The 24,383-nt window shown below is 39.2% G+C and carries 23 protein-coding genes; 10 read left to right on the top strand and 13 right to left on the bottom strand.

Features of this window, described 5'->3' with window-relative positions:
- Positions 1 to 31 precede the first annotated feature (31 nt).
- Entirely contained in the window at positions 32 to 2,092 is a 2,061-nt protein-coding gene (locus ACH0AK_RS13130) for an ABC transporter permease (protein WP_062805533.1), read from the bottom strand.
- A complete protein-coding gene (locus tag ACH0AK_RS13125) occupies positions 2,082 to 2,849 on the bottom strand; it encodes an ABC transporter ATP-binding protein (RefSeq protein ID WP_019723768.1) in 768 nt (255 codons plus the stop codon). Before ACH0AK_RS13125 ends, ACH0AK_RS13130 begins: the two co-directional genes overlap by 11 nt.
- 323 nt (positions 2,850 to 3,172) lie before the next feature.
- Here ACH0AK_RS13125 and nrdD point away from each other — a divergent pair, with 323 nt between their 5' ends.
- Together nrdD and nrdG are read left to right on the top strand one after the other, a co-directional pair.
- Entirely contained in the window at positions 3,173 to 5,362 is a 2,190-nt protein-coding gene (gene nrdD, locus ACH0AK_RS13120) for an anaerobic ribonucleoside-triphosphate reductase (protein ID WP_499796955.1), read from the top strand.
- Positions 5,363 to 5,731: 369 nt separating this feature from the next.
- Complete coding sequence (nrdG, locus tag ACH0AK_RS13115; RefSeq protein WP_010736040.1) at positions 5,732 to 6,334, top strand: anaerobic ribonucleoside-triphosphate reductase activating protein; 603 nt, start codon at positions 5,732 to 5,734, stop codon at positions 6,332 to 6,334.
- A 102-nt stretch (positions 6,335 to 6,436) separates the two neighbouring features.
- Here nrdG and dinB read toward each other — a convergent pair whose 3' ends face one another.
- A complete protein-coding gene (dinB, locus tag ACH0AK_RS13110) occupies positions 6,437 to 7,573 on the bottom strand; it encodes a DNA polymerase IV (protein ID WP_175401357.1) in 1,137 nt (378 codons plus the stop codon).
- Between the two features lie 474 nt (positions 7,574 to 8,047).
- On the opposite strand from dinB, the gene ACH0AK_RS13105 reads away from it, so the two are divergent.
- From ACH0AK_RS13105 to ACH0AK_RS13095, 3 genes are read left to right on the top strand one after another with little or no spacing between them, the layout of a single operon-like run.
- Entirely contained in the window at positions 8,048 to 8,407 is a 360-nt protein-coding gene (locus ACH0AK_RS13105; RefSeq protein ID WP_034691329.1) for a hypothetical protein, read from the top strand.
- A 28-nt stretch (positions 8,408 to 8,435) separates the two neighbouring features.
- On the top strand, positions 8,436 to 8,780 hold the full coding sequence (locus tag ACH0AK_RS13100; protein WP_438846438.1) for a hypothetical protein: 345 nt from the start codon (positions 8,436 to 8,438) through the stop codon (positions 8,778 to 8,780).
- The gene (locus ACH0AK_RS13095; protein WP_438846437.1) at positions 8,725 to 9,030 is read left to right on the top strand and encodes a hypothetical protein; all 306 of its coding nucleotides are present in this window, start codon (positions 8,725 to 8,727) and stop codon (positions 9,028 to 9,030) included. Before ACH0AK_RS13100 ends, ACH0AK_RS13095 begins: the two co-directional genes overlap by 56 nt.
- 261 nt (positions 9,031 to 9,291) lie before the next feature.
- Here ACH0AK_RS13095 and rsmI read toward each other — a convergent pair whose 3' ends face one another.
- The 9 genes from rsmI to dnaX form a co-directional block, all read right to left on the bottom strand.
- Complete coding sequence (gene rsmI, locus ACH0AK_RS13090) at positions 9,292 to 10,161, bottom strand: 16S rRNA (cytidine(1402)-2'-O)-methyltransferase (protein ID WP_010736044.1); 870 nt, start codon at positions 10,159 to 10,161, stop codon at positions 9,292 to 9,294.
- A 139-nt stretch (positions 10,162 to 10,300) separates the two neighbouring features.
- Positions 10,301 to 10,648: a DNA replication initiation control protein YabA gene (locus tag ACH0AK_RS13085; RefSeq protein WP_010736045.1), complete on the bottom strand. Its 348-nt coding sequence runs from the start codon at positions 10,646 to 10,648 to the stop codon at positions 10,301 to 10,303.
- Positions 10,641 to 11,465 (bottom strand): PSP1 domain-containing protein, encoded by an 825-nt coding sequence (locus tag ACH0AK_RS13080; RefSeq protein ID WP_010736046.1) that lies wholly within the window; start codon positions 11,463 to 11,465, stop codon positions 10,641 to 10,643. Before ACH0AK_RS13080 ends, ACH0AK_RS13085 begins: the two co-directional genes overlap by 8 nt.
- A gap of 39 nt (positions 11,466 to 11,504) precedes the next feature.
- Positions 11,505 to 12,443 (bottom strand): DNA polymerase III subunit delta', encoded by a 939-nt coding sequence (gene holB, locus ACH0AK_RS13075; RefSeq protein ID WP_010736047.1) that lies wholly within the window; start codon positions 12,441 to 12,443, stop codon positions 11,505 to 11,507.
- A gap of 8 nt (positions 12,444 to 12,451) precedes the next feature.
- Positions 12,452 to 12,781 carry a cyclic di-AMP receptor DarA gene (darA, locus tag ACH0AK_RS13070; RefSeq protein ID WP_010736048.1) on the bottom strand — a complete coding sequence of 110 codons (330 nt, stop codon included), beginning with the start codon at positions 12,779 to 12,781 and terminating at the stop codon, positions 12,452 to 12,454.
- The gene (gene tmk, locus ACH0AK_RS13065) at positions 12,778 to 13,440 is read right to left on the bottom strand and encodes a dTMP kinase (protein WP_010736049.1); all 663 of its coding nucleotides are present in this window, start codon (positions 13,438 to 13,440) and stop codon (positions 12,778 to 12,780) included. Before tmk ends, darA begins: the two co-directional genes overlap by 4 nt.
- A gap of 89 nt (positions 13,441 to 13,529) precedes the next feature.
- Complete coding sequence (gene recR / locus ACH0AK_RS13060) at positions 13,530 to 14,126, bottom strand: recombination mediator RecR (protein ID WP_019722633.1); 597 nt, start codon at positions 14,124 to 14,126, stop codon at positions 13,530 to 13,532.
- A 23-nt stretch (positions 14,127 to 14,149) separates the two neighbouring features.
- Complete coding sequence (locus tag ACH0AK_RS13055; RefSeq protein ID WP_499796953.1) at positions 14,150 to 14,461, bottom strand: YbaB/EbfC family nucleoid-associated protein; 312 nt, start codon at positions 14,459 to 14,461, stop codon at positions 14,150 to 14,152.
- A gap of 18 nt (positions 14,462 to 14,479) precedes the next feature.
- A complete protein-coding gene (dnaX, locus tag ACH0AK_RS13050; RefSeq protein ID WP_499796952.1) occupies positions 14,480 to 16,216 on the bottom strand; it encodes a DNA polymerase III subunit gamma/tau in 1,737 nt (578 codons plus the stop codon).
- Between the two features lie 464 nt (positions 16,217 to 16,680).
- Between dnaX and ACH0AK_RS13045 the strand changes: the two genes are divergently transcribed.
- The 5 genes from ACH0AK_RS13045 to ACH0AK_RS13025 all read left to right on the top strand — a co-directional run bounded on the left by ACH0AK_RS13045 (position 16,681) and on the right by ACH0AK_RS13025 (position 21,803).
- Positions 16,681 to 17,928, top strand: coding sequence for an SPFH domain-containing protein (locus ACH0AK_RS13045; RefSeq protein WP_010736053.1), 1,248 nt, complete (start codon positions 16,681 to 16,683; stop codon positions 17,926 to 17,928).
- Between the two features lie 17 nt (positions 17,929 to 17,945).
- The gene (locus ACH0AK_RS13040; protein ID WP_023519266.1) at positions 17,946 to 19,139 is read left to right on the top strand and encodes a TFIIB-type zinc ribbon-containing protein; all 1,194 of its coding nucleotides are present in this window, start codon (positions 17,946 to 17,948) and stop codon (positions 19,137 to 19,139) included.
- On the top strand, positions 19,136 to 19,939 hold the full coding sequence (locus tag ACH0AK_RS13035; RefSeq protein WP_023519265.1) for a TPM domain-containing protein: 804 nt from the start codon (positions 19,136 to 19,138) through the stop codon (positions 19,937 to 19,939). Before ACH0AK_RS13040 ends, ACH0AK_RS13035 begins: the two co-directional genes overlap by 4 nt.
- Before the next feature lie 225 nt (positions 19,940 to 20,164).
- Complete coding sequence (locus ACH0AK_RS13030; RefSeq protein ID WP_010736056.1) at positions 20,165 to 20,470, top strand: hypothetical protein; 306 nt, start codon at positions 20,165 to 20,167, stop codon at positions 20,468 to 20,470.
- A gap of 28 nt (positions 20,471 to 20,498) precedes the next feature.
- Positions 20,499 to 21,803, top strand: coding sequence for a PTS sugar transporter subunit IIC (locus ACH0AK_RS13025; RefSeq protein ID WP_023519264.1), 1,305 nt, complete (start codon positions 20,499 to 20,501; stop codon positions 21,801 to 21,803).
- Positions 21,804 to 21,960: 157 nt separating this feature from the next.
- Here the strand turns inward: ACH0AK_RS13025 and ACH0AK_RS13020 are convergent, their stop codons facing one another.
- Positions 21,961 to 24,180, bottom strand: coding sequence for a M60 family metallopeptidase (locus ACH0AK_RS13020; RefSeq protein ID WP_023519263.1), 2,220 nt, complete (start codon positions 24,178 to 24,180; stop codon positions 21,961 to 21,963).
- Between the last annotated feature and the right edge of the window lie 203 nt (positions 24,181 to 24,383).

The following is a 24,383-nucleotide window of genomic DNA, read 5'->3' as shown; positions in this document are numbered from 1 at the left end:
AGAATAAGATCCCCTTTTTGCTCTATTTTTCTTATTCCTCAATGATCCGACAATATAAACGACTAGTCATAAAGTAAAAGAGTAGGTAAATGACGATCAATAAGCCACAGACAAAGTATGCCAACCAATAGTCTGCCCCTTCTACATATTGAGAAAACACATTGATGGCAAATACTGCATGAGTGATGCCCAAAATCATTGGTGGAAAAAACATCAACGCATTTTGTTTATAGATCATCCGATTTGTTTTGCGTTGAGCAATCCCTAATTTTGTTAGCAATTGATAATTGGTTCGTTCAATTTCAGCTTCGGATAATTGTCGCACCATCAAGATACTACCGGTTGCGATGATCACGATCATTCCAACAAAAAGGGCAACAAAGATATTGATCCCAATTTGGCGGTCGATGGCACGCAACCTAGGATAGCGCGCATTATAATTCAAACGTGATGTTTGTCCTGTCAATTTATTTTCTGAATATTCGTTTTCCTCTTCTTTAGAAGCATCTGTATGGATCGTCCCAACTATTCCTTGGTCAGTAATCTCATAACTATAATAAATCGTGTGTGTCCAATTAGTAGCTACTTCTTTATTTAATCGTTCGGTCATTTTTTCTTGATTACCGCCAGTCACATTCCAATTGATGATCTGATATTCTAATCCAGTGACACGGTCAAAGACTTCTTGAGCAACGACCAATGTCGGTCCATAATAGGTCATGCCCTCATCTCCTAAAAATCCAGGAAGAACCTGTTGGATCAAAAGTTCTTGTTTATCCGGCAGATAGATCTTTTTCCCATAACTGGAAAAATTACGAAACATCGTTTCTACTGAATCTAACATAATTGCATGGTCTTTCTCTGTAAGTTTGATGTTTGGCAGACTAGGCTTGATTTTGCGAAAGGCGCGGTATTCTTTTTCTGAAATCAAATTGACTGGCTTGATTTCATTGCCACCAGATACCGAACCGATACTCAGGTTATAATAGCTCCCTACTACTTTGTAATGAAAGACTAATTCGTCGCTGATTTTCTGATTCTCTTCTGTTAAGATCGGTCGCAGTTTATCTGCCGTTTGAGTATCTAATTGATAAGAAACAGGCGCATCAATTTCCTCACGATGAGCAATGAGCGTCGAGATTCCAATCATTCCGCCGATCATTGCCAAAGATAGGCCAATAACTAATGTGATCAACGAATTCATTCGCCAGCCTTTTAACAGATGGATTTGTGTATTCCCAATCAACAAAAAATTGGTTCCCCGGTACTTAAATCTCGATTCACTCAACAAATGGAGCAGTAATCGAAAAGAATAACGAAAGAACAGGTAGGTCCCTAATATGCAGACAAACAATATTGAAAAGGGAAAAGCAATCATCAATCCTAGATTGACTTTTTTTTCAAATAGCTGGCTAATTGTTTCTCTGAAGTTCAATGCCGCGAAATAGCTGCTAGAAATCATCAATACTCCGATCACGCCCAATAAACGATGCCTTGTGCGAATACGCAACATTGAACTTTCCACTTGTTCTCTTTCCCCAAAACTACGATTCATGGGATAACTCCAAATCTTCCATAGTGAATAAAGAGAAACTGCCGAAAGAATAACAAAAAATACCACAACGGTTTCAAAAATGGACGGGATAGAAATAAAAAAACGACTAGTAATGTCCATCTTCATCATTCGTACTAAAATCATTTGAAACAATTTTGAGAAAATACTTCCCAATAAAATCCCTAACATACAAGCAAAAAAACCAATGGTCATCGTTTCCAACACATAGATTGATGAAATCTGGAATTTGCTGATTCCGAATAATTGATAGATCCCAATCTCTTTTTGTCTCCGATTGAGAAAAAAGCGATTAGCACTGAGTACGAAAAAGAGTAAGACAACAGTAATGATCCAACTACCAAGCTTTAAAATATTATCTATCGAAACATCTTGACTTGCCCTTCGAATCAGTGATTGGTCATAGGTCATCGCGCTAAATGAGTAATAGATCATCGTCGATAAGGTCAAACTGAAGAAATAGACAAGGTAGCCCCTTGATTGTTTTAAAAAACTTTTTGCGGCTAATTTATAAAGCATTGATTTTACCGCCTCCTCCAATCGTCGCCTGCATATCGATGACTTTTTCAAAGAATTCTTTTCTCGTCCCACGGCGGATCACTTCTGAAAAAATCACTCCATCTTTGATAAATAAAATACGGTTGCAATAACTAGCTGTATAAGGATCATGTGTCACTAATAAGATCGTTGATTTTTCAACTTCGTTCACTGTTTTTAAATAATTCAACAATTCTGTTGCTGATTTTGAATCCAATGATCCGGTTGGTTCGTCTGCGAAAATCACCTCTGGTTCTACTACTAAAGCTCTAGCTGCCGCAATGCGTTGTCTTTGTCCAACTGACATTTCATCAGGATAACGTTTTAGTAATTCTTCGATCCCCAAAAGCTGGGCAACATGTAAAACTCTTCGGTCCATTTCATCTTTCGCCATATTTTCAACAGCCAAAGGAAGTAAAATATTATCTTTACCATTCAATGTATCAATAAGATTGAACGTTTGAAAGATAAAGCCAATTTTTTTTCGTCTGAAATCACTCAATTCATGTTTTTTCATTTTTGTGATTTCATTTCCTTGGATCATCACACTACCCATCGTCGGTAGATTGATCGTTGATAAGATATTCATCAGAGTAGTCTTTCCCGCTCCACTCGGCCCCATGATCCCAATAAACTCTCCTTCTTCAACTGAAAAAGAAACATTGTCTAATACTTTGACCGGTGATTTACTACTTCCATAACTTTTACTTAAATGTTTTACTTCGATTATTTTACTCATGCTAGTCCTCCACCTTTATCCTTAATTGAATAGTAGCACATCCTTTCCCTTTTTTCCCTTTTGATTTTGTCACCTGATCACTCACGCAAATTATCCTGGAAATTTTTTTATTCAATTTTTTTATTCAAAAAAAAATAATTCGTATTTTTCAAAAGCTGATACTGCACGTTTTCACTTTTTTTCACAAGATAATATACACCATATATAGTATACTCATTCAATTATACAGCGATAAAACACTATATGTAGCAGATAATTAGTTGCTCCTTTCTTCAATTTGTTTTATGATAGACAAGAACTATTTTTTGTAGGAGCTGAAGAAAATGAAACGAACAGATCAAGAAATGGCTGTGCTAGACAAACAGCCTGAAACCAAAAAAATGACTGTCATCAAACGCGATGGACGCGAGGTACCATTTGATGAACAGAAAATAAATGCCGCACTGATCAAAGCAGAAAAGAAAATTCACGGTTCCTTATCTCCTATTACGTACGAAAAGATCCAATCAATCGCAGAACTTGTGATCAAAGAAATCAAAGATCGCTTCGCAAATAACGTAAAAATCTATGAGATCCAAAACATCGTTGAACATATCTTGTTAGAAAAAAACGAATATGCCTTAGCAGAAGAATATATCCATTATCGAACAAAACGTGATTTTGCACGTAGTAAAGCAACTGACATCAACTTTTCGATCGAGAAACTGATCAATAAAGACCAAAGTGTTGTCAATGAAAATGCGAACAAAGATAGTAATGTATTCAATACGCAGCGTGACTTGACTGCTGGCATCGTTGGGAAATCGATCGGATTGAAATTACTTCCACCGCATATTGCCAACGCCCATCAAAAAGGCGATATCCATCATCATGATCTCGATTACCATCCGTATACACCAATGACAAATTGCTGTTTGATCGACTTCAAAGGTATGTTGAACAACGGGTTTAAAATTGGAAATGCAGAAGTCGAATCACCAAAATCGATCCAAACAGCAACGGCACAGATTTCACAGATCATTGCCAATGTTGCATCTAGCCAATATGGCGGATGTTCTGCCGATCGCACAGATGAATTGCTTGCTCCTTTTGCACAATTAAATTACAAAAAACATTTAATTGATGCCAAAGAATGGATCGACACACCCGAACGGCAAGAAGCCTATGCAAAAGCAAAAACCAAAAAAGATATTTTTGATGCCATGCAAAGTTTGGAATATGAGATCAATACACTTTTCACTTCCAACGGACAAACGCCTTTTACTTCACTCGGCTTCGGTCTAGGTAAAAATTGGTTTGAACGAGAAATCCAAAAAGCGATTTTACAAATCCGAATCAATGGATTAGGCAGTGAGAAACGGACAGCGATCTTCCCAAAATTGATATTTACACTAAAAGACGGAATCAATCTTAAACCAACTGATCCAAACTATGACATCAAACAATTAGCCTTAGAATGTGCCACAAAAAGAATGTACCCAGATATTCTAAATTATGACAAGATCGTTGAATTGACAGGAAGCTTCAAAGTACCAATGGGCTGTCGCTCCTTCTTACAAGGTTGGAAAGACGAGAACGGTGAAGAAGTGAATGTCGGAAGAATGAATCTAGGTGTGGTTACGTTGAACTTGCCGCGGATCGCCTTAGAAGCAGACGGTGACCAAGAAAAATTCTGGCAATTACTTTCAGATCGCTTGTCGATCATGAAAGATGCCTTAGTTTATCGTGTCGAACGTTGTAAAGAAGCGATTCCAGCAAATGCACCGATCCTTTACATGTATGGTGCATTCGGTAAACGAATATCTCGTACAGATGCCGTAGATGAATTATTTAAAAATCGTCGAGCAACTGTTTCATTAGGCTACATCGGACTTTATGAAGTCGCTGCTTCTTTCTTTGGCGGTGAATGGGAAAATAATGCTGAAGCCAAAGACTTCACTCTAGATATCGTGAAAAAACTAAAAGCCAATGCAGACGCTTGGGGAAATGAATATGGCTATCACTTCAGCGTATATTCCACACCAAGTGAAAGCTTGACGGATCGTTTTTGCCGTTTAGATACAGAGAAATTCGGTATCGTTGAAAATATCACAGATAAGGAATATTACACTAACAGTTTCCACTATGATGTGCGTAAAAATCCAACGCCATTTGAAAAGCTTGAATTTGAAAAAGACTATCCAAAATACTGTTCTGGTGGCTTTATCCATTACTGTGAATACCCAGTATTGCAACAAAACCCTAAAGCATTAGAAGCTGTTTGGGACTTTGCCTATGACAAAGTAGGCTATTTAGGAACCAATACACCGATCGATCATTGCTACCAATGTGGTTTTGAAGGAGATTTCCAACCAACTGAACGTGGCTTTGAATGCCCAGAATGCGGCAATCACGATCCAAAATCATGTGACGTAGTCAAACGAACATGCGGCTATCTAGGAAACCCACAAGCCCGCCCAATGGTCCACGGCAGACACAAAGAAATCTCATCACGCGTGAAACATATGAAGTAAGGTTGTGAAAGAAGCGTTTAGCACTGAGTAATAAGACAGAAAAATCAAAAATAGTTCTTTCATTTTAGATTTTTTTGACTTATTACCGAAGTGTTGCTTCTTGAACACCGTAGATAAGGTTGTGATAAAAGCGTCCTGACCTGAGCAGTAAGATGGTAAATCAGAAAATAGCTTCTCATATTTTTTGATTTTTCAGCTTAGTGTTGAAGGTCAGCTTTTCGAACACCGTAAATGAGGTTGTGAGAAAGTCGTTCAACTCCAAGTCATATGAGAGATAGCATCCCTTCCTCTGGCTATTTTCTTATGTCTCCTACGACCGTCAAGAATTTTTTATAACGGATACCATTTTATAATGAAAGAAGTTTTACTATGAGAAATCCTAAACCTAAAGAATGGCTGGCTCAAGATTATAGTCATGACTATATCGCCGATTATAAACCGTTCAACTTTGTGGATGGCGAAGGTGTTCGTAATAGCTTATATGTAAGTGGCTGTTTATTTGCCTGTGAAGGTTGTTTTAACAAAGCCGCTCAGAATTTCCGTTACGGCAAACCATTCACTCCAGAACTGGAAGAACAGATCATGGCTGATCTACGTAACGATTACGTCCAAGGATTGACACTCTTAGGTGGTGAACCTTTTTTGAATACGAATGTTTGCCTACGTGTAGTTGATCGAATCCGGCAAGAATTTGGTCACAGCAAAGACATCTGGTCTTGGACCGGTTATACCTTCGATGAATTATTACAAGATTCGGAAGATAAATTAGAACTGCTCTCGAAACTCGATATTCTTGTTGATGGCCGTTTTGAATGGTCAAAAAGAGATTTCAAATTACAATTTCGTGGAAGCAGCAATCAGCGTATCATTGACGTGCAACGATCGCTTGCTGAAAAACAAGTCGTCATCTGGGAAAAATGTACAGATGCTACGCAAACATATGAGCAAATAAAAAAACAAGAACTGATTTAACTATACTCAGTTTTGATTGAACACAATAAAGAATGCTCCATCTAAAAGACCCAGACAGAAGTGAATTCCGCTTTTGTCTCAAAGTCTAAGATGGAGCATTCTTTATTCTATTTCTGGTTCTATCGCTTGCGTTTCCCACAAAGGTAACACAATATTCTCATAAGTCATCGGATCTAAATTCGTCAGTGTGATACCTAATAAACGAATCCCCTTCTCTATCCCTAAAATCTCTTCCCATATCAGACTAGCTTGATAAAACAGTGCTTCTTTTTTATAGACATATTCTGGTAATGTCACTCGCTTCGTTACTGTAGAATAATCGGTATAACGGACCTTCAAGACAACTGTTTTTCCATGTTTCTGAACACGCCGGAGAGAATCTTCCACTTTCTCAGCCAGCTGACGTAACTGACCAAGAACTTCTTCTTCTGTTCTTAGTGGTTGTCCATACGTATGCTCTTTCCCAACTGACTTACGCTCTCGGGTAACATTGACCGGCGAATCATGGATACCTCGTACTTTTCGATACAACGAATACCCCATTTTACCAAACTGTTGGATCAACATCATTTCAGTACATTGATACAGATCTTCTCCTGTAAAAATACCTAATTCATGCATTTTAGGAACAGTTTTCTTGCCGACACCATGAAATTTTTCGATTGGTAATGCTTTTAAGAAATCGACAGCTTCTTCGGGGGTGACGACCGTCATTCCTTTAGGTTTTTGAAAATCTGATGCAAGTTTCGCTAAAAATTTATTATAGCTGACACCAGCCGAACAAGTCAGATGCACCGTTTGCCAAATATCAAGTTGAATCATTCGGGCGATCTTAATCGCTGATTTACAATTGATTTTATTATTCGTGACATCTAAATAAGCTTCATCAATACTAACTGGTTCGACTAAGTCTGTATAGCGATAAAAAATCTCCCTGACTTCTTTTGATATCTCACTATATTTTTGGTGGTCTCCCGGTTTGAAAATCGCTTCTGGACAAAGTTCATAGGCTTTTTGGGCACTCATTGCTGAATGGATGCCGAACTTACGTGCTTCATAGTTAGCCGTCGTCACTACCCCACGCCCGCCAGTATCACTGGGATGTCTGGCGATCACTAAGGGTTTTCCACGAAGTTCAGGGTGATCTCGTTCTTCAACGGACGCGAAAAAAGCATCCATATCGATATGAATGATTTTTCTAGACGTATCATTATGTAAAGGAAACTGTAATTCCATCAGACTCACCCCACTATCATTATACACGAACTTTTGTTCCCTTTCAAGAAAAGATCTTTCCTTAAATCCTGTGAATACGCGCTGTCTTTTCTTTGGCACACGTCTCTATTTGTGCAAGTCTACTTATTCGTTTGGACATGCTCAATATTAAATAACAATTCTTATGATTTTAAAACATCATTATATTATGCTATTATCTGTTTGTAAAAGACTGGCCAGTCTTAATTAAAATTAATGGAGAGTATCCATGTTAAATAACTTAAAAAATAACGTTAGCCCCGTTTTAGAAAAAGAGTTTTAAAAAATCGATCAGTTCAGAACTAAATTCTTAAAAAAAAATTTGACAAGAACTACTCCCGATAATACTCTACCATCCAATCATATTGTGAGTACTTCTGATATTTTTACTTTGACTCCTGATAGTGCAAAAAAAATTGTCAGCAAATCAAATGTCCTGATGTTCAGACTCTCAAACTATTGACTGGAACGCCAGATTTTCTATTTGAAAATGAGTTAACAACCGAAGATGAACGCTTCAAAGTACTACCAGATATCAATTTAAAAGAAAACCGTACAAGTCAAAATCTATGTACTGTTCTAAAAGCTTATGTATATGGTAATTCTAATGATGCTCAGGTGTACGAGGAAATGTTGAATCGCTTTATCTTCCCTATGACTCTCCAGCATTATGGCAGCAAGGAGCAAAATCTCACAATCAAAGAAAACACTAGTTTTGTGATTGATTCTGGCGATACGGTCTCCCTTTCTTTTAAGTCGGTGACATTAGAAAAGAACGCTAGTCTCGTTTGTGCACACACATGTCCACTTTCAAACTGAACAGATGACTCAATTGGAGCATACTTCCTTGAATAATGGAATTGTCGTCATTGGGATACATGGAGGAAATAGCGGGAATGGCGGGAATGGAGCAGCTGGAGCAAACGGCGGAAACGGTGGTTCCGATATTAATAAAAAATTGGGTGGAAATGGGACTGAGGGTGCAGATGGCTCTCCCGGAACAGAGGGTGGCAACTCATCTGAATGTAAGTTTTATATCAAAAAACTTACAGGAGATACTCCTTTTGGCAGCTATGGTGGGAATGGTGGAAATGGTGACAGTGGCGGAGACGGCGAAGCCTCAAAGAGCTGCACGGATGGCGGAAACGGTGGAAACGGAGCAAAAGGTGGAAATGGCGGAAAATGGTGGTAAAAGTGGAAACGGAGCAAATATAGTTATCTATATAGAGGAAGGAGTGGAATATATTCTTACAGGTACACATGACGTTTCCCCTGGACAAGGTGGAAATGGCGGTGCTGCTGGAAAAGGCGGGTCTAAGAAAAGTGATGGCAAGCCGGGCTCACCGGGAACAAGTGGCAGTGCTGGAAAAAGTGGTAGCGCTGGGCAAGCCGGGCAAAGCGAGAATATCTCTATTTTACCTTATCGTGATCCTGTAGATTAATCCGGTTAACCCTTCTTATATCACTTAGATGCAGTCAAACGAACAAGCTGTCGAAATAATTTCTGCATCAAAAAAGAGTGGAATCATCGCAGTAAACTAAATAGCTGTATTGTTCCCTTCTACTCTTTTCAAAATACGAAAACTATAATTTAAGAAATGATTCATCAATAATAAGCGGAGAGACGAAAATCTAAACCTGATTTCCGTCTCTCCGCTTCATTTATCTAGAATAGTTGATGTAGCTTGTTCTTCTTATTTCGTTTAATTATCCAATTCATGGAACTGACGATAAACTTCTTGTTTCTTGATTCCGTTTTTGACTGCAATCGTTTTGATTGCCGCATTCGGTTTTTCTCCTTGATCGATCAATTGTTGTACTTGTTCTTTCAAGCTACCTTGAAGCTGTTCAGTTGGAACTATTTCCTCGTTGCTTCCCTCAACAAGTAAACAGCATTCTCCCTTGATCGGCTGTTTTTCTAAATAACCAAGTAATTCTTCGATGTCTCCGCGTAGGTATTCTTCATGGATCTTCGTCAATTCTCGACAAAGCACCACTTGACGATTGCCGAACACTTCCAACATGTTAGTCAACGTTGCGGCTACGCGATAAGGTGATTCGTAAAAAATCAATGTTGCTTTCTGTGCGACAAGAGATGCTAGTATGTCCTGTTGTTCCTTTTTCTTTCTAGGTAAGAAACCATAGAATAAAAATGGTTGCGGAACAAGCCCAGAGGCAATCAATGCGGTTATACCCGCTGTAGGACCTGGCAATGCTACAACTGGGATATCTTCTTTGATACAAGCAACAACAAGCTCATGTCCAGGATCACTGATAGATGGCATGCCCGCATCGCTTACTTGTGCTATCGTTTTTCCTTCTTTTAGCCAGTCGATCAATTGAGGAATACGTTCTTTATAATTATGTTCGTGCAAACTTTTTTGGGGAGTTTGGATCTCGAAATGATTCAATAGCTTTTGTGTATTGCGTGTATCCTCACTCGCGATCAAATCCGCTTCTTGTAATGTCCGCACACTGCGAACAGTCATATCCTCCAAGTTTCCGATCGGTGTTGGAACGAGGTAAAGTGTGCCAAACACGTGATTTCCTTTAAAGCTCTTTTGGTTATACATATGATTCTCCTTATCAAACAGAGTAAAGGAAGCTACTCTAATTAAAAAATTTATCCTGGTAGTTCAACGACGAATACCGCAAAACAAGAATGCTTTGCGGTATTCATTGACTGTGATAGAAGCCACTAGATCCTTTGATTTAGCGTCCACTTTCACGATAGATCACTTCTAAACAGAACGCACAAGGTTCATCATTTTCACGTCTTGAACCATACAAATCATAACAAACATGAAATCCTTCTTCGTAAATCTTTTCAAGATTCATTCGGGATTTTGATAGTTCTTGTTTGGCATTTTCAGCTGGAGCTTGCGCCACTTGGTTCAATTCACGAAGATGTTCACGTAATCGTTGATTTTCCATCTCTAAGGTGGTATTTTTCTCAACGATCTCATGCAGTGCATGTTTCATCTCTACTAATTCAGTCAATGTATTTCGTAACTCTGACTCCAATTGGTTCAACCCATCATATAATGATCTCTTATCCATTCATCTCACCTACTTGGATGAAATTTTTTAGTTCATCCCATTCATATTCAACAGGATTCTCCCGTCCGTTCAGTCGCACACTAACTAAGCAACTAAGCAGGTTCAATCCTACGACTTTCCCTTTACCATCAGGAGTTTCAAGTGTTTTCCCAAAGTCAGGGAGTTCTTTTTTTGCGGCTTCATATGCTTCACTTTCATACTGTAGACAGCACATCAAGCGACCGCACAAGCCAGAAATTTTAGTTGGGTTCAGTGATAATCCTTGTTCTTTTGCCATTTTGATCGAAACAGGGACAAAATCTCCTAAGAAAGAAGAACAGCAGAGTGGTCGCCCACAAGGCCCGATACTTCCGATCATCTTCGCCTCATCCCGAACACCGATTTGTTTCAATTCGATCCTTGTACGAAAAACGGCCGCCAAATCTTTCACTAATTCACGAAAATCAATACGTCCATCTGCCGCAAAATAAAAAGTCAATTTGCTTCGATCAAAAGTATATTCAACTTGGACGATCTTCATTTCTAGTTTTCTCTCTCTAATTTTTTCTTTCGCAATCAAAAAAGCTTTTTTTGCATCTTCTTCATTTTTGTTGCATTTTTTAAGCTCAGCAGTTGTTGCTTTATGCAAAATGGGATTGATGGTTTCAGGTAAATCTTCCAGATCAATATCTCTTTTGGGAATAGCAACCGTTGCGATATGTAAAGTTTGCTGAGACTCGACTAACACTTTATCATTGTATGCATATTCTGAATCTCCGGGTGTAAAATAATAGACATGACCAGCATCTCTATAACGGACACCTACTACTTCTACCATTTGTGGCCTCCTTGATTACGCAAAATATAAATTGACAAATCAAAAAATCGTTTGTAATACAAATTGCTCAGCAACGGCTTGAAAACTCACATTGCTACGCAGTTTTTGTTCTGCTAACAAAATACGTTCAATCGTTTGATTCAGCCGTTTGACTTTACCATACTCCCCAGATGTTATCGCCTGTTTTTGAGCTTCCTGATAATAATACATTAAAATTGAAAAACCAGTAAATTGTTGTTTTTTTTCTTTAAATACTTTCACCAATCGTTTTTGGACATAGATAAAGGCTTGTGTATCTCTTTTATCTAAGTAGACAAACCATTGATAAATCAAGTCCTTAGCCTCATTAAACCATTCATCTTCTGAGATTTCAACTGCTTTTCCTAAACTGTTTGTCAAGAATGACAAAAGTTTTGCTTTTTCCGCAGAAATTTGCTGATCTTGTAATTTTTGAATCAATGAATCCTTTGACAATTCTTGGAAATGCAAGGTTTGACAACGAGATTGGATCGTAGGTAAGATCCGACCAATGGCTTCCGTTTCTAAAATCGCTAGAAAATCACCAGGTGGTTCTTCTAAAAATTTCAATAGACTATTGGCCGCACTCGCGTTCATTTTTTCTGCTTCCTGGATCAAGAATACTTTTTTCCTTGATTCATATCCACTACGACTAAACTCTGTCTGTAAGCGCCGGATCTGATCGACCTTGATCGACTGACCATCGGGTGCAAGAACGAGTACATCCGGATGTTCTTGATTTTTGATCCGTTGACAATTATTGCATCTGCCACAAGGTTGTTGGTTGTTCATATTCGTACAATATAAATGTTGTGCTAACCAAATGCCTACCTCATGCTTTCCTGTACCTTTTTCACCTTCAAAAAGATAAGCATGAGCGAGACGCCCATGCTCAAAACTTCGTTGAAGTTGTTGATACACGAGAGGTTGCATTTGCGCAAGTATGTTTTCTTGAGCCATAGTTCCTCCTAGAAATGGTGGAATCCTTCAACTGGTAAGACAAAGACTGTTGCTCCGCCCACTTCTACTTCTACAGGATAAGGAACGCCACCGTCCATTGAAATATCTAACGTTACTGGAGTAGAAACAAATTGTTTTCTTGACTCACATGTTTTTTTGATGATCTCTAATGCTTCTTCGACACGATCGTCCTCAATACCAACGATAAATGTGCTGTTTCCCGCTTTAAGGAAACCACCAGTAGAAGATAATTTAGTCGCACGAATGTTTGCATCGATCAATTCATTGGACAAACGGTTGCTATCTTTATCTTGAATGATTGCTAAAATGATTTTCATTTACGTTCACCTTCCTGACTTTCAAAATATTGTGGAAATTGGTTGATAATTGCGTGGTAACTCAATTGTAACACTTCTTCAAAACTATTTCTTGCATCGATCTTATGGATGCGGTCTGGATGCTCCTCTACCAATTTCAAATAGGCATGACGGACACGCTGGTGGAACTCTAATCCCTCTGAATCTAAGCGATCGATTTGATTCTGGCGATTTTTAGCGATGCGACGTAATCCTGTGTCAGAATCCACATCAAGATAAAGAGTAAAATCAGGAGTCGTTCCTTCTGTAGCAAATTCATTCAGTTCAGCAATCTCGTTTACGCCGATCCGACGACCCGCACCTTGGTAGGCCAACGAACTATCGACAAAACGATCACACAAAACGATTTTCCCACTCGAAAGTGCAGGTAAAACTTTTTCGACCAAGTGCTGTCTTCGAGCAGCTGCGTATAATAAACTTTCTGTTCGCTCGTCCATGCGATCATTTTTGGGATCAAGAATCACTGCACGAATCTGTTCAGCAATTGGTATCCCACCTGGTTCCCGAGTTTGAATGATCTCTGTTTTTGCTACTTGTTGTAAAAGAGGATATAGTTCTTTGATGATACTCGTTTTACCTGCACCATCAGGTCCCTCGATCGTAATAAATAAGCCGTTCACACTTGTTCCTCCATCTCTTCTCTTGCTTTTCTATTGTATCTGAAAATCTTTGTTGATCAAACTACCGCGATCTGACTCGTAGAAAAAAATCATAGTTCACGTCTGCCTTCGACCGCTTTCATTAAAGTCACTTCGTCTGCATATTCGATATCGGAACCAACAGATAAGCCATGAGCTAACCGTGTGACTTTGATACCAGCAGGCTTGATCAATCGTGAAAGGTAGATTGCTGTTGCTTCTCCTTCAGTGGTCGCATTCGTTGCGATGATCACTTCTTGGACCTCTGCATCATGCAAACGTTGTAAGAGAGGAGGAATATTGATATCTTCTGGACCCGTACCTTCCATTGGTGACAATACACCATGTAGCACATGGTACAAGCCACGATACTCACGCATCTTCTCCATCGCCATGACATCTTTTGGTTCTTCAACGACTAAAATGATGCCACGATCTCTCGATGGATCTTTACAGATCTCACAAGGATCTTCTTCTGTGATATTTCCGCAAATACTACAAAAATGTAGATCGCGTTTGACGCTCAATAAAGCTTTGGCAAATTCATTGACCACTTCATCTTTCATATCGATCGTATAAAAAGCCAGTCTTGTCGCTGTTTTTTGACCAATACCTGGAAGTCTCATATAACTGTCGATCAGTTTGGCAATTGGTTCTGGATATTGCATGTTCATTTCCCCTTCAGGAAAATTTAAAAGGGGAAGCCCTTAGTGTATTTTCCCATTGTTTTTTCTGATTCTGTATCGATTTTTTCTAATACGTCATTTACAGCCATCACAATCAAATCTTGTAGCATTTCTGTATCTTCTGGGTCAACTACTTCATCATTGATCTGGATATCTTTCATTCGACGATTACCAGTAAAGACGACTTTGACTAGATCATTCGTAGAACTACCAGTAAATTCTGTTTCATTTAGTTTTTCTTGGGCTTCGCCCATTTCTTTTTGCATTTTTTGGACTTGCTTCATCATCCCTTGCATATTTCCCATTCCGCGCATCATTAATATCGCTCTCCTTTTCTAATCATCGATTACTGTGACTGCTGAACCGAAAAGTTCTTCAGCTTTCGTCACTACATTTTCTTGGTTTGTTTGTTCTTGAGGAAGCAATTCGATCTCGTCTGATTCATCATCAGACGCAAACGATTCTTCGGCTTCTCCATCCTTTGCTTGGACGAGATAATTTTTTCTTAGACCAGGCCAACTTTCCCGTGTGATATAGACAGGCTCTGGCGCATAATCTTTGATCATGCGACTAAGTTGGTTGTGGATCGCTAATTGAAGCTCTTCGTCATTAGCTGCGCGCTGACAGACGATTTCATAATCAAAAGCAATCACTAGTCCATTAGGTCCTGCCGCAACTGGTTCACTTGCTTTGAGCATCGCTCGCTGGGTCACTGACAAACTCATCAAAAGATCATCCCAGACTTCTTTTACTTCATTCAAGTGTTTCCTTGTCGCCTCTTTTAGTACATTATACACCCGTTCCGTAGGAATACGGTATGTACTTGGCTGTTTTTTCTGAACAGGTGATTGCGGCGTTTGCTGATTCGCAGTGACTTTCACCGTGCCATTTTTGATTTCTTTGATTTCCTTTTTCAGCTCTTGGATCTCTTGTTGCAATTGTTTTACTTGTTGCTGATCGATTTCAGTAGGCACTTGCTGACTTTCATTTGCTGAAGATTGAGCTAGTTTCACTGTCGCAACCTCTAAATAAATAGTCGCACTATTTGTAAAACGCACCTCATTTTGTGTATCGCTCAAAATTTGGATCATTTGAAACAAGCGTTGTGCCGGGATTTCTTTCGCCAATGTCGTGAATGTTTCTGTTTTGACATGTGAGGTTTCCTCTAATAGATTTGGTGCTTGCTGAAACATCAATAGATCACGGCAATAAGACAACAGATCTTCTAAAAAGCGCCGTGATTCTTTTCCTGCCGCTAAAATTTGATTCAATTCTTGTAAGGCTTGTGGGATCTCTTTGCTAAAACAAGCGGATAGATACGCATCCATCATCTCATTCGTCAAACTCCCCGTGACTTGCATTGCATCATCCAACGTGATCGTGCCATCACTGAAAGAAATCGCTTGGTCAAGAATACTTAACGCATCTCGCATCCCACCTTCTGCTGCTCGTGCGATGACTGTCAACGCAGGCGCTTCGTAAGCAATCTCTGTTTGATCCAAGATATATTCTAAATGTTCGGTAATATCTGCTGCATTGATCCGTTTGAAATCAAAACGTTGTGTTCGAGAGATGATCGTTGCAGGGATTTTGTGCGGTTCAGTGGTTGCTAAAATAAAAATAACACTTTCTTTTGGTTCTTCCAGTGTTTTCAGTAAAGCATTGAACGCTCCAGTCGAAAGCATGTGGACTTCATCAATGATATAAATTTTGTAAGCGGCTTTTGTTGGTGCATAATTTGCTCGATCTCTGATGAAACGGATCTCCTCGACACCATTGTTACTTGCCGCATCGATTTCAATGACATCTTCTTGTGTCCCAGTCGTGATCGACTGACACATCTCACAATGATTACAAGGTTCACCATCTTTGCTGTTTGGGCAATTGATCGCCTTGGCAAATATTTTTGCCGCACTTGTTTTCCCTGTCCCTCTTGGTCCTGTAAACAAATAGGCATGTGAGGTTTTATGGGAAACAATCGCATTTTTCAATGTTTGTGTCACAGCTTTTTGTCCAACGATATCCTCAAATCGCTGTGAACGCCACACACGATAAAGTGCTTGATATGCCATAAGGATCCCCCTTCTTTTGAAAAATTCACTAACTTTTATTATACGTGATTTAGCCAAAAAAAACTACTATACTTTATTCGGTTGTAACAGAAGTGAGCAACACTTAGAAATAAGCCTTAACATTCAAAAAAGCTGCTCGTATTTTGGGATGTTTAGGCTAAATACCAATTTCGAACATCGTTTGTCTAGGTTGTGAAAGAAACCTTAAACTCTAGACTATTAGACAGAAACAGCAAAAATAGCTATTTCATCGTTGATTTTTTGAGCTGTGTCCAAAGAGTTGCGCCTTGAACAGTATTTATCCAGATTCTGAAAAAAAGTTCAGTTCTAAAACGTATGGCTGAATGTGGGAAATAGGTGCTCTGGTTTTCTACATCTTTCGACTGAGAGCATTTTCAGTCTCCTATGGTATAATACAAACATATACGTAGTAAAAAAATACTTGCTCACAGGGAGGACTTTTTATGGGACTTATTAAAGCAGCAACTAGCATGATCGGCGGCGGATTAGCAGATCAATGGATCGAAGTCATTGAACCAGACAATATGAGCGACACCACAGTCATGACAAAAGGTGTCAAGGTACGTAAAGACGATAAAAGAGGATCCAATCGAAAAGGTACAGAAGATGTATTGACAGATGGCACAGTCGTTCATGTCTATCCGAACATGATGATGCTTTTGGTAGATGGTGGAAAAATCATCGATTACACAGCTGAAGAAGGCTATTATACGATCAAAAACGATGCTGCCCCTTCCATGTTCAATGGTTCATTGAAAGGTGCAATCGCTGAAACCTTTGACCGCTTTAAATTTGGTGGCGTAACTCCACAAAAACAACAAGTATTCTATATCAATCTACAAGAGATCAAAGGAATCAAATTTGGCACAAGCGCGCCATTAAATTACTTTGATAATTTCTATAATGCAGAATTATTCTTACGTGCGCATGGAACGTACTCTATCCATATCACCGATCCAATCTTATTCTATACAAATGCAATTCCTAAAAATAAGACGCAAGTTGAAATTGCAGATATCAATGAACAATATTTAGCAGAATTCTTGACTGCTCTTCAATCAGCGATCAACCAAATGTCTGCTGATGGGCAACGTATTTCCTATGTCCCATCAAAAAGTTTAGAACTAAGCAAATATATGGGCACAGCGTTAGACGATTCCTGGCGTGAGCTTCGTGGGATGGAGATTGTTTCTGTCGCAGTTGCTAGCATCTCTTACACAGATGATTCGGTCAAACTCATCAACATGCGCAATGAAGGTGCCATGTTAGGTGATCCTAGTGTCCGTGAGGGCTATGTGCAAGGTTCGATTGCTCGTGGGATGGAAGCTGCAGGTAAAAATGATGCCGGTGCGATGACTGGCTTTATGGGTATGGGAATGGGCATGAATGCCAATGGCTCCTACTTAGCTCAGTCCGCACAAAATAATCAAGAACAAATCAAGCAACAACAAGAAAAACAAAACCAACAAACAGCTCAAGGTACTAACGATACATGGACTTGCCCTGTCTGTGGTACCGAAAACACCGGGAAATTCTGTTCAAACTGTGGTGCTGCAAAACCAGTGGCAAATAGCCAACCAAAGCTTGAAATGAAATGTAGCGAATGTCATGAAGTAGTGGATCTTTCAAATGGAATTCCTAAGTTTTGTCCAAATTGTGGAAAACCATTCAAAGGTATCCCACTCGACTAGTTGAAAGGGGTGCCTGAATGGATGCTTTAACACATAAATGCCCCAATTGTGGCGGACCATTGACCTTCGATCCAAAAGATCAAAAATTTCATTGCGACTATTGCCTAAATATTTATACAGAAGCAGAAGTCAGTCAATATGAAGAGGAACAAAAAGCGGCCCGCGACATCAATGGGACTCAAGATCAACCAGTTGCAACGGATGAGTTCACCTTTACAGCAGAAGAACAGCTCGATCAAATGGATGAAACAGAACGTCAAGCATTTGCCGATGCTGGTGGAATGACTGATACAGAGGCAACAGCTGAACAGACGGCTACTGACGAACAAAGCAACATGGAACTATTTTTATGTCCAAACTGCGGTGCAGAAATCGTCACAGAAGCCACTACAGCTGCTACCTATTGTTACTACTGTCATAATCCAGTCGTGCTATCCGGACGACTAAGTGGTGACTTCTTACCAAATAAAGTTCTGCCTTTTTCTGTAGAAAAAGAAGAAGCAATTAAACAGTTTCTCGCATGGACGAAGAAAAAATGGTTTGTACCAAAAGCATTTTTCAATCAGGAGCAAATCGACAAATTAACTGGCGTTTATTTCCCATATTGGGCAACCGACGCTGAACTAGATGGTTCTTTACAAGCCAACGGGACAGTTGTCAGAATCTGGCGTGTCGGTGATATCGAGTATACCGAAACAAAACAATATGCCGTACACCGTGAAGGAAAGCTTTTCTTCAAAGAATTAGTAAAAAATGCTTTGTCAAAAAATACTCAACAAAAAATGGTGGAAGCTGTCCAACCATTTCCTTTAGCTAAAGCTATCGGATTCAAAAGTCAATATCTCGCTGGATTTCAAGCAGAGAAACGTGACATTGAGTACCAAGCAATCAAAGCAGATATCCAAAATGAGTTACGTGACTATTCCGAAAAATTGTTGCGAGATACAGCCAATGGCTATACTACTTTGACCGGAGTACGTGCTTCTGCAGAAATCACTGGCGAAAAAAATGAATATGTCTTGTTACCGGTCTGGCTTGTTACTTACCGTAGCAACGATTCTAACAAGAAAGTCTATTATTATGCAATGAATGGCCAAACGGGTAAAGTTAGCGGTGTATTACCGATCAGTCATAAAAAACTCGCTTTGACCTCTTTCGGGATATTCACTGTTTTAGCGATCCTCTTTATGATTGGAGGCTATTTGATATGATGAGTAAAAAAAGTCTCTCCATTTTCTTTTTATTAGCCATTAGTTTACTGTGGACACCGATCGTAGGAGCCGCTACCCCAACAATCAATGACGAGGCGAATTTATTTACAAGCGAACAAGTCAACACACTGAGCCAACAAGCGAAAGAAATCAATGACAAGATCAAAGGACAAGTATTTATTGTCACGACTACCTCAAATACTGCAGAACCTAGAGACTTCGCTGACAACTATTTAAAAACCGCAATAGGAAATGATCAAAATGGTTCTGTTTTACTTTTAGATATGGGGCAACGAGAAATCTATATCTCCACTTCTGGAAATATGATTGACTATTTGACGGATCGCCGGATCGATTCGATTTTAGATGATGTCTATGATCAGATGACGAATGCAAACTATTATGCAGCAGCCCAAGCCTATTTGACCAAAGCTTCTACTTATGTAGATGAAGGAGTGCCTGGCGGTCATTATCGTATAGATGAAGCCACAGGTAAAATCACTCGGTATAAAGTTTTGACTACCGTCGAAATAGTGATTGCGGTGGCTTTGGCAGCTATCTTAAGCATCGCTTTTTATATGATCACCGCCTCACGATACCAATTGAAATCCGGGACATATAAATACCCATTTCGTGAAAAGGCAAGTATCAAATTGACGGACAAAACAGATCGTTTAACGAACTCCTTTGTCACGACTCGTCGTATCCCTAAAGCGCCACCCCCAGGAAGCGGTGGTGGTGGCAGCACGACTCATTCGAGTGGTGGCGGTACCTTTGGCGGCGGCGGCCGAAGTTTTTAATTAAACGAAAACAGAACACAAACCAAAACATGGATCAGATTATGAGGGACTCCCTCTATCTGATCCATATTTTTTGATTCTTTCATCAAATACTTACACACTTGTCCATACTTCATAGGTATAGAAATAAAATTACGTTAGATAGATAAATATATTGATTTTTAATTTCATAAATGTATACTTGATTTATGAAAGCGTTTCAAACGAACAAAAGGAGGTCTCACCATGAATAATAAAGAAACAGTTCCATCAATCATTCATTTTGGGATGAAATCGGCTTGTTACTTGCTTCTTGCTTGTATCGTCAGTGGTATCTTCATTCCCTATTTATTCTATTTATTGCACTGGGAAGTTCGACTGGGTGTCTTTCTCTTTCTTCCTCCCTCTTTAGCTGCTGTCATCACTGGCAATTATTATTTTATTTCAACTAATACAGGTTTTACTAAAGGATGTATCCGAACATTTCTTATCGCTACAGTCTGTCTGATGTTCGTCGCTTATCTATGGTTGTATCAAGGCATCATCTTCTAAATTCTATCGATAAAAAAGGAGTGTCAATATGTTAACAAAGTTTACAGAAATCATTGAGCGTTATTTGGCAGGTCCAATGGCTACAATTGCCAACCAAAGACATTTACGTGCCATACGTGATGGGATCATAGCTACATTGCCACTAATTATCGTTGGTTCGTTTTTCTTGATCATTGCTTTTCCGCCCTTACCGCCCAGTTGGGGGATCTATCAGTTCTTGTCCGAAAATGCAGCAACTATTTTATTACCTTATCGCATGACCATGTATATCATGTCTCTATATGCGACATTTGGCATCGGTGCCAGTTTAGCCAAAACCTATAAACTAGATGTTGTTTCTGGTGGGTTACTCGCTACGATTGCTTTTTTGTTGACCTTTATCCCTGTCAATATTCCTCTTGAGGCTGCGGAAGCTGCTGGTACTTCTGGTTTTGTTTTGCCTATGGCCAATCTTGGCGGTGGTGGGATGTTTGTCGGAATCATTACTTCAATTTTTGCAGTCGAAGTGTATCGTTTGACGGATAAATCGAAATTTAAAATCACAATGCCTGAGCAAGTACCTCCTGCGGTCGCTCGTTCTTTCGAAGCATTAACGCCAACCTTGATCGTGATTTTAGTCATGGCATCGATCAGCTATTACATCGGCTTTGATTGGCACACTGCCGTTTCAAAAATTGTCAGCCCTTTGATCAGCGCAACCGATACGTTGCCGAGTGTCTTGTTGCTGATTTTTCTAATCACTTTTTTCTGGGCATTCGGTATCCATGGCGTATCCATCATTGGTTCACTTGCTCGCCCCTTATGGTTGCAGATCTTAGAATCCAATACAACTGCAGCAGCAGCTGGTGAGGCTTTACCCAATATTGCAGCTGAACCTTTTTATCAATGGTTTGTTTGGATCGGTGGCGCAGGTTGTACGATCGGTTTAGCGATTCTGCTTGCCTTCACAGCCAAATCAAAATATGCTTCAAAATTAGGTAAAGCAATCATCACTCCTTCTATTTTCAATATCAATGAGCCAGTTATCTTTGGCGTACCGATCGTATTGAATCCAACACTGATCATTCCGTTTATCTTTGCTCCAATGGTTTGCGCAACCATCGCTTGGTTTGCGACTAAACTAGGTTTAGTCAGTGCTGTTACCATCACCGCACCATGGACGCTCCCTGGTCCTATTGGTGCTTACTTAGCTACAGGTGGTGACTGGCGGGCAGCCGTATTGAACATTTTATTGATCATTCTTTCCATTTTCATGTATTATCCATTTGTTAAGATTTATGATAAAAATGAATTAGCAAAAGAACAGGCTTTAGAAACTGGAACACCAAGATAGACACCACTATCTAACTAATTTGAGAAATACTTAAAGTAAGTTTGAGTCAACTTCTTTTATTTCATAAAAACAGCACCTACTTTCCTTAAAGAAAGAAGTAGGTGCTATTTTTCATTACTGTTTTTTCATTCTAGCGAAACTGATTTGTTGTAACTTATTATTTCAATACCCAGACACTGCTTGTTTCGGGATTGCTATTGGTATTCCACCATTTTGCTTCATAGGTCTTTCCTTTGTAGACGACTCGGTCACCACCAGAATATGCTTTGATTGTTCTCCATTCTTCTGTTTGTGTTTTATCTACTTTCTCCCATGCCTGAGATGTATCAGGACGTTCACCTCTGACCCACCATTTAGCACGGTATTGGATGCCGTTATAAATCACTAAATCTCCTGCTGTGTAAATTTGGTCACTGCGCCAAGTATCTTGAATAACATTTTGCTCATTGGTCTTGATTATCACTGCCGGACTTTTTCCTGACTCATTACCTGCTCCATCATAAGCACTGACTTGATAAGTATAGCTAGTATTGCTTGCTAGATTTGTATCGGTGAAATTCAAGCCTGTTACTGAATTGATTTTCACCCCATCACGATAGATATTGTAGCCAGCCACACGTAAATTATCTGTCGCAGCAGTCCAAGTGATCTGTGCGGTATTTGTAGTAACAGTGCCTTGTGTCAAACCTGTAGGGATGCTTGGTGCTTCGTCATCTTTTTCTTCTTGTCGTGTAACAACCGTCAAGAAGCCCGTTTTTGCTGATTCATTACCTGCTTCATCATAAGCACTCACCTGATACACATATACTTCGTTACTCTTTAAATTTTCATCTAAATACTCTGGCTTATCCGTTGTTCCCACTTTTACGTTGTTCCGATAAACATTATACCCTTTGACTTTTGTGTTGTCTGATGATGGATTCCATGTTAATTTGACAGAATGACTTGTTACCTCATTCGCCGCAAGATCTGATGGAATCGTCGGTGCTTCTTTGTCATTATTGTTCGTACCACCATCGATATCTCCTACTTCACCTGTCATCTCATCTCGATACTCCCAGATTTTTTTAGTCAAGCTTGGTAGTTTTTCCATTTCAAGTCGACTTTCAGCAGTTACTTGAATACCCCATTTTTCAAAGAAAGGTTGTAAGTTCTGACCACTGATTTTTGAAGCCGCAACGACAAAATACTGACGTTTATCTTGTTCCGTAGGAAGGGCGCGTTGTTCATTTCGATACATTTTATGTAAATTAGGATAGAAATCTTCACCAAATGCTAATTCCAATTGCCAGAACATTCCTAATTTTGTCCAGATATCCTGGTCATCAAATTGTTTCTGTCCTGTTCCATTCAAATAGTTGAAAATAGTTGGATAACGATTATCTCTTTCTAGACGACTACGCTCGCTCAGTCCTTTTTCTGCGCGCAGAGAATAAATATTTACTGTGACCTCCGTCAAGTCTTTCCAATTCATTCGTGATAATTGATACGTATGACCAAGTTCATGCCAAATTCCCCATTGTCCGATAGTCGTAGGATTCAGTACTGCTCTCATTGCATCTGAGGTGCTGTTATAAGCTGTATGTTGATAAAAAGCATACATATAATAGCCAGACTGAATGGTTTCTCGCAAATGCTGGAACAAACCAACTGGCTTTCGATGGACAGCAGAACTACCATCTAAACCAGACGTTTGATTATGGAATGTAATGACTTTCTCATGTGCATTAAGAATCGTCTCAGGATCCTTTGCATCCTGGAGTGTTCGATTCGATCCTGTCACTAACACACGGTCACTGACTAGTTCATAGCCTACTGCTGTCGGATTATCGGCAATCATTTTTGTCCATTCCTGCTGGGTTGTTTTACCAAGAATAAACCGAGGAATCTTTATCCCACCTTTGATTTCAATACTTAGTTTTCCTTGCGCTGTTTGACCAGATTCATTTCGAATGTGGATCAGACCGACTTGCGAACCAGAAATCACATTACGTCCCTTAACCAGTTGTGTTCCATTTGCCGACCCTTCCGAAAAACTCGTTAAAGCAGGTGTAGTAACTGTATATGTCGGCAGTTGTGTTTGATCAGTTGATTCATCTACGTATATCTCGATCACATCATTCCCACGCTTATATATTCCGGTCGATTGATTAGTACTCGGACCAAATGGATTATCTAAAATAGTTGATCTATATGTATTTAGATTCTCACTCTGTTTGAGTTCCAGTTTAGTAGAAATATTTTGATTTGTTTGTACGATTGCAGATATGGTAGCTTTTTCATTATCCCTCGAATGAATAACTTCATCTGCAGTAGTTATATCAGAAAACATAACTATCCCTAACAGTGCAGCGCTAAATAATAAACTTTTCTTCATTTTTAAAATAACTCCCCTAAAATTAATTTTTATTACAAAATAACTATAACATCTGAAAGAATATGTTATTTACCAATTTTTCATCACATCTAAAAAAAATGAAAAAAAATTTATTTTATTTATGCTTCAACTGATAATTACCTATAAAATTGCTGTTTATATCACTATCCTTATCAAACAATGATTTAAAAAAATAAGGAAAG

This window comes from Enterococcus pernyi, assembly GCF_045371165.1.
Taxonomy (GTDB): domain Bacteria; phylum Bacillota; class Bacilli; order Lactobacillales; family Enterococcaceae; genus Enterococcus_B; species Enterococcus_B pernyi.
Note: the sequence above shows the minus strand (reverse complement) of the source record. Positions and strands in the feature narration are given on the sequence as shown.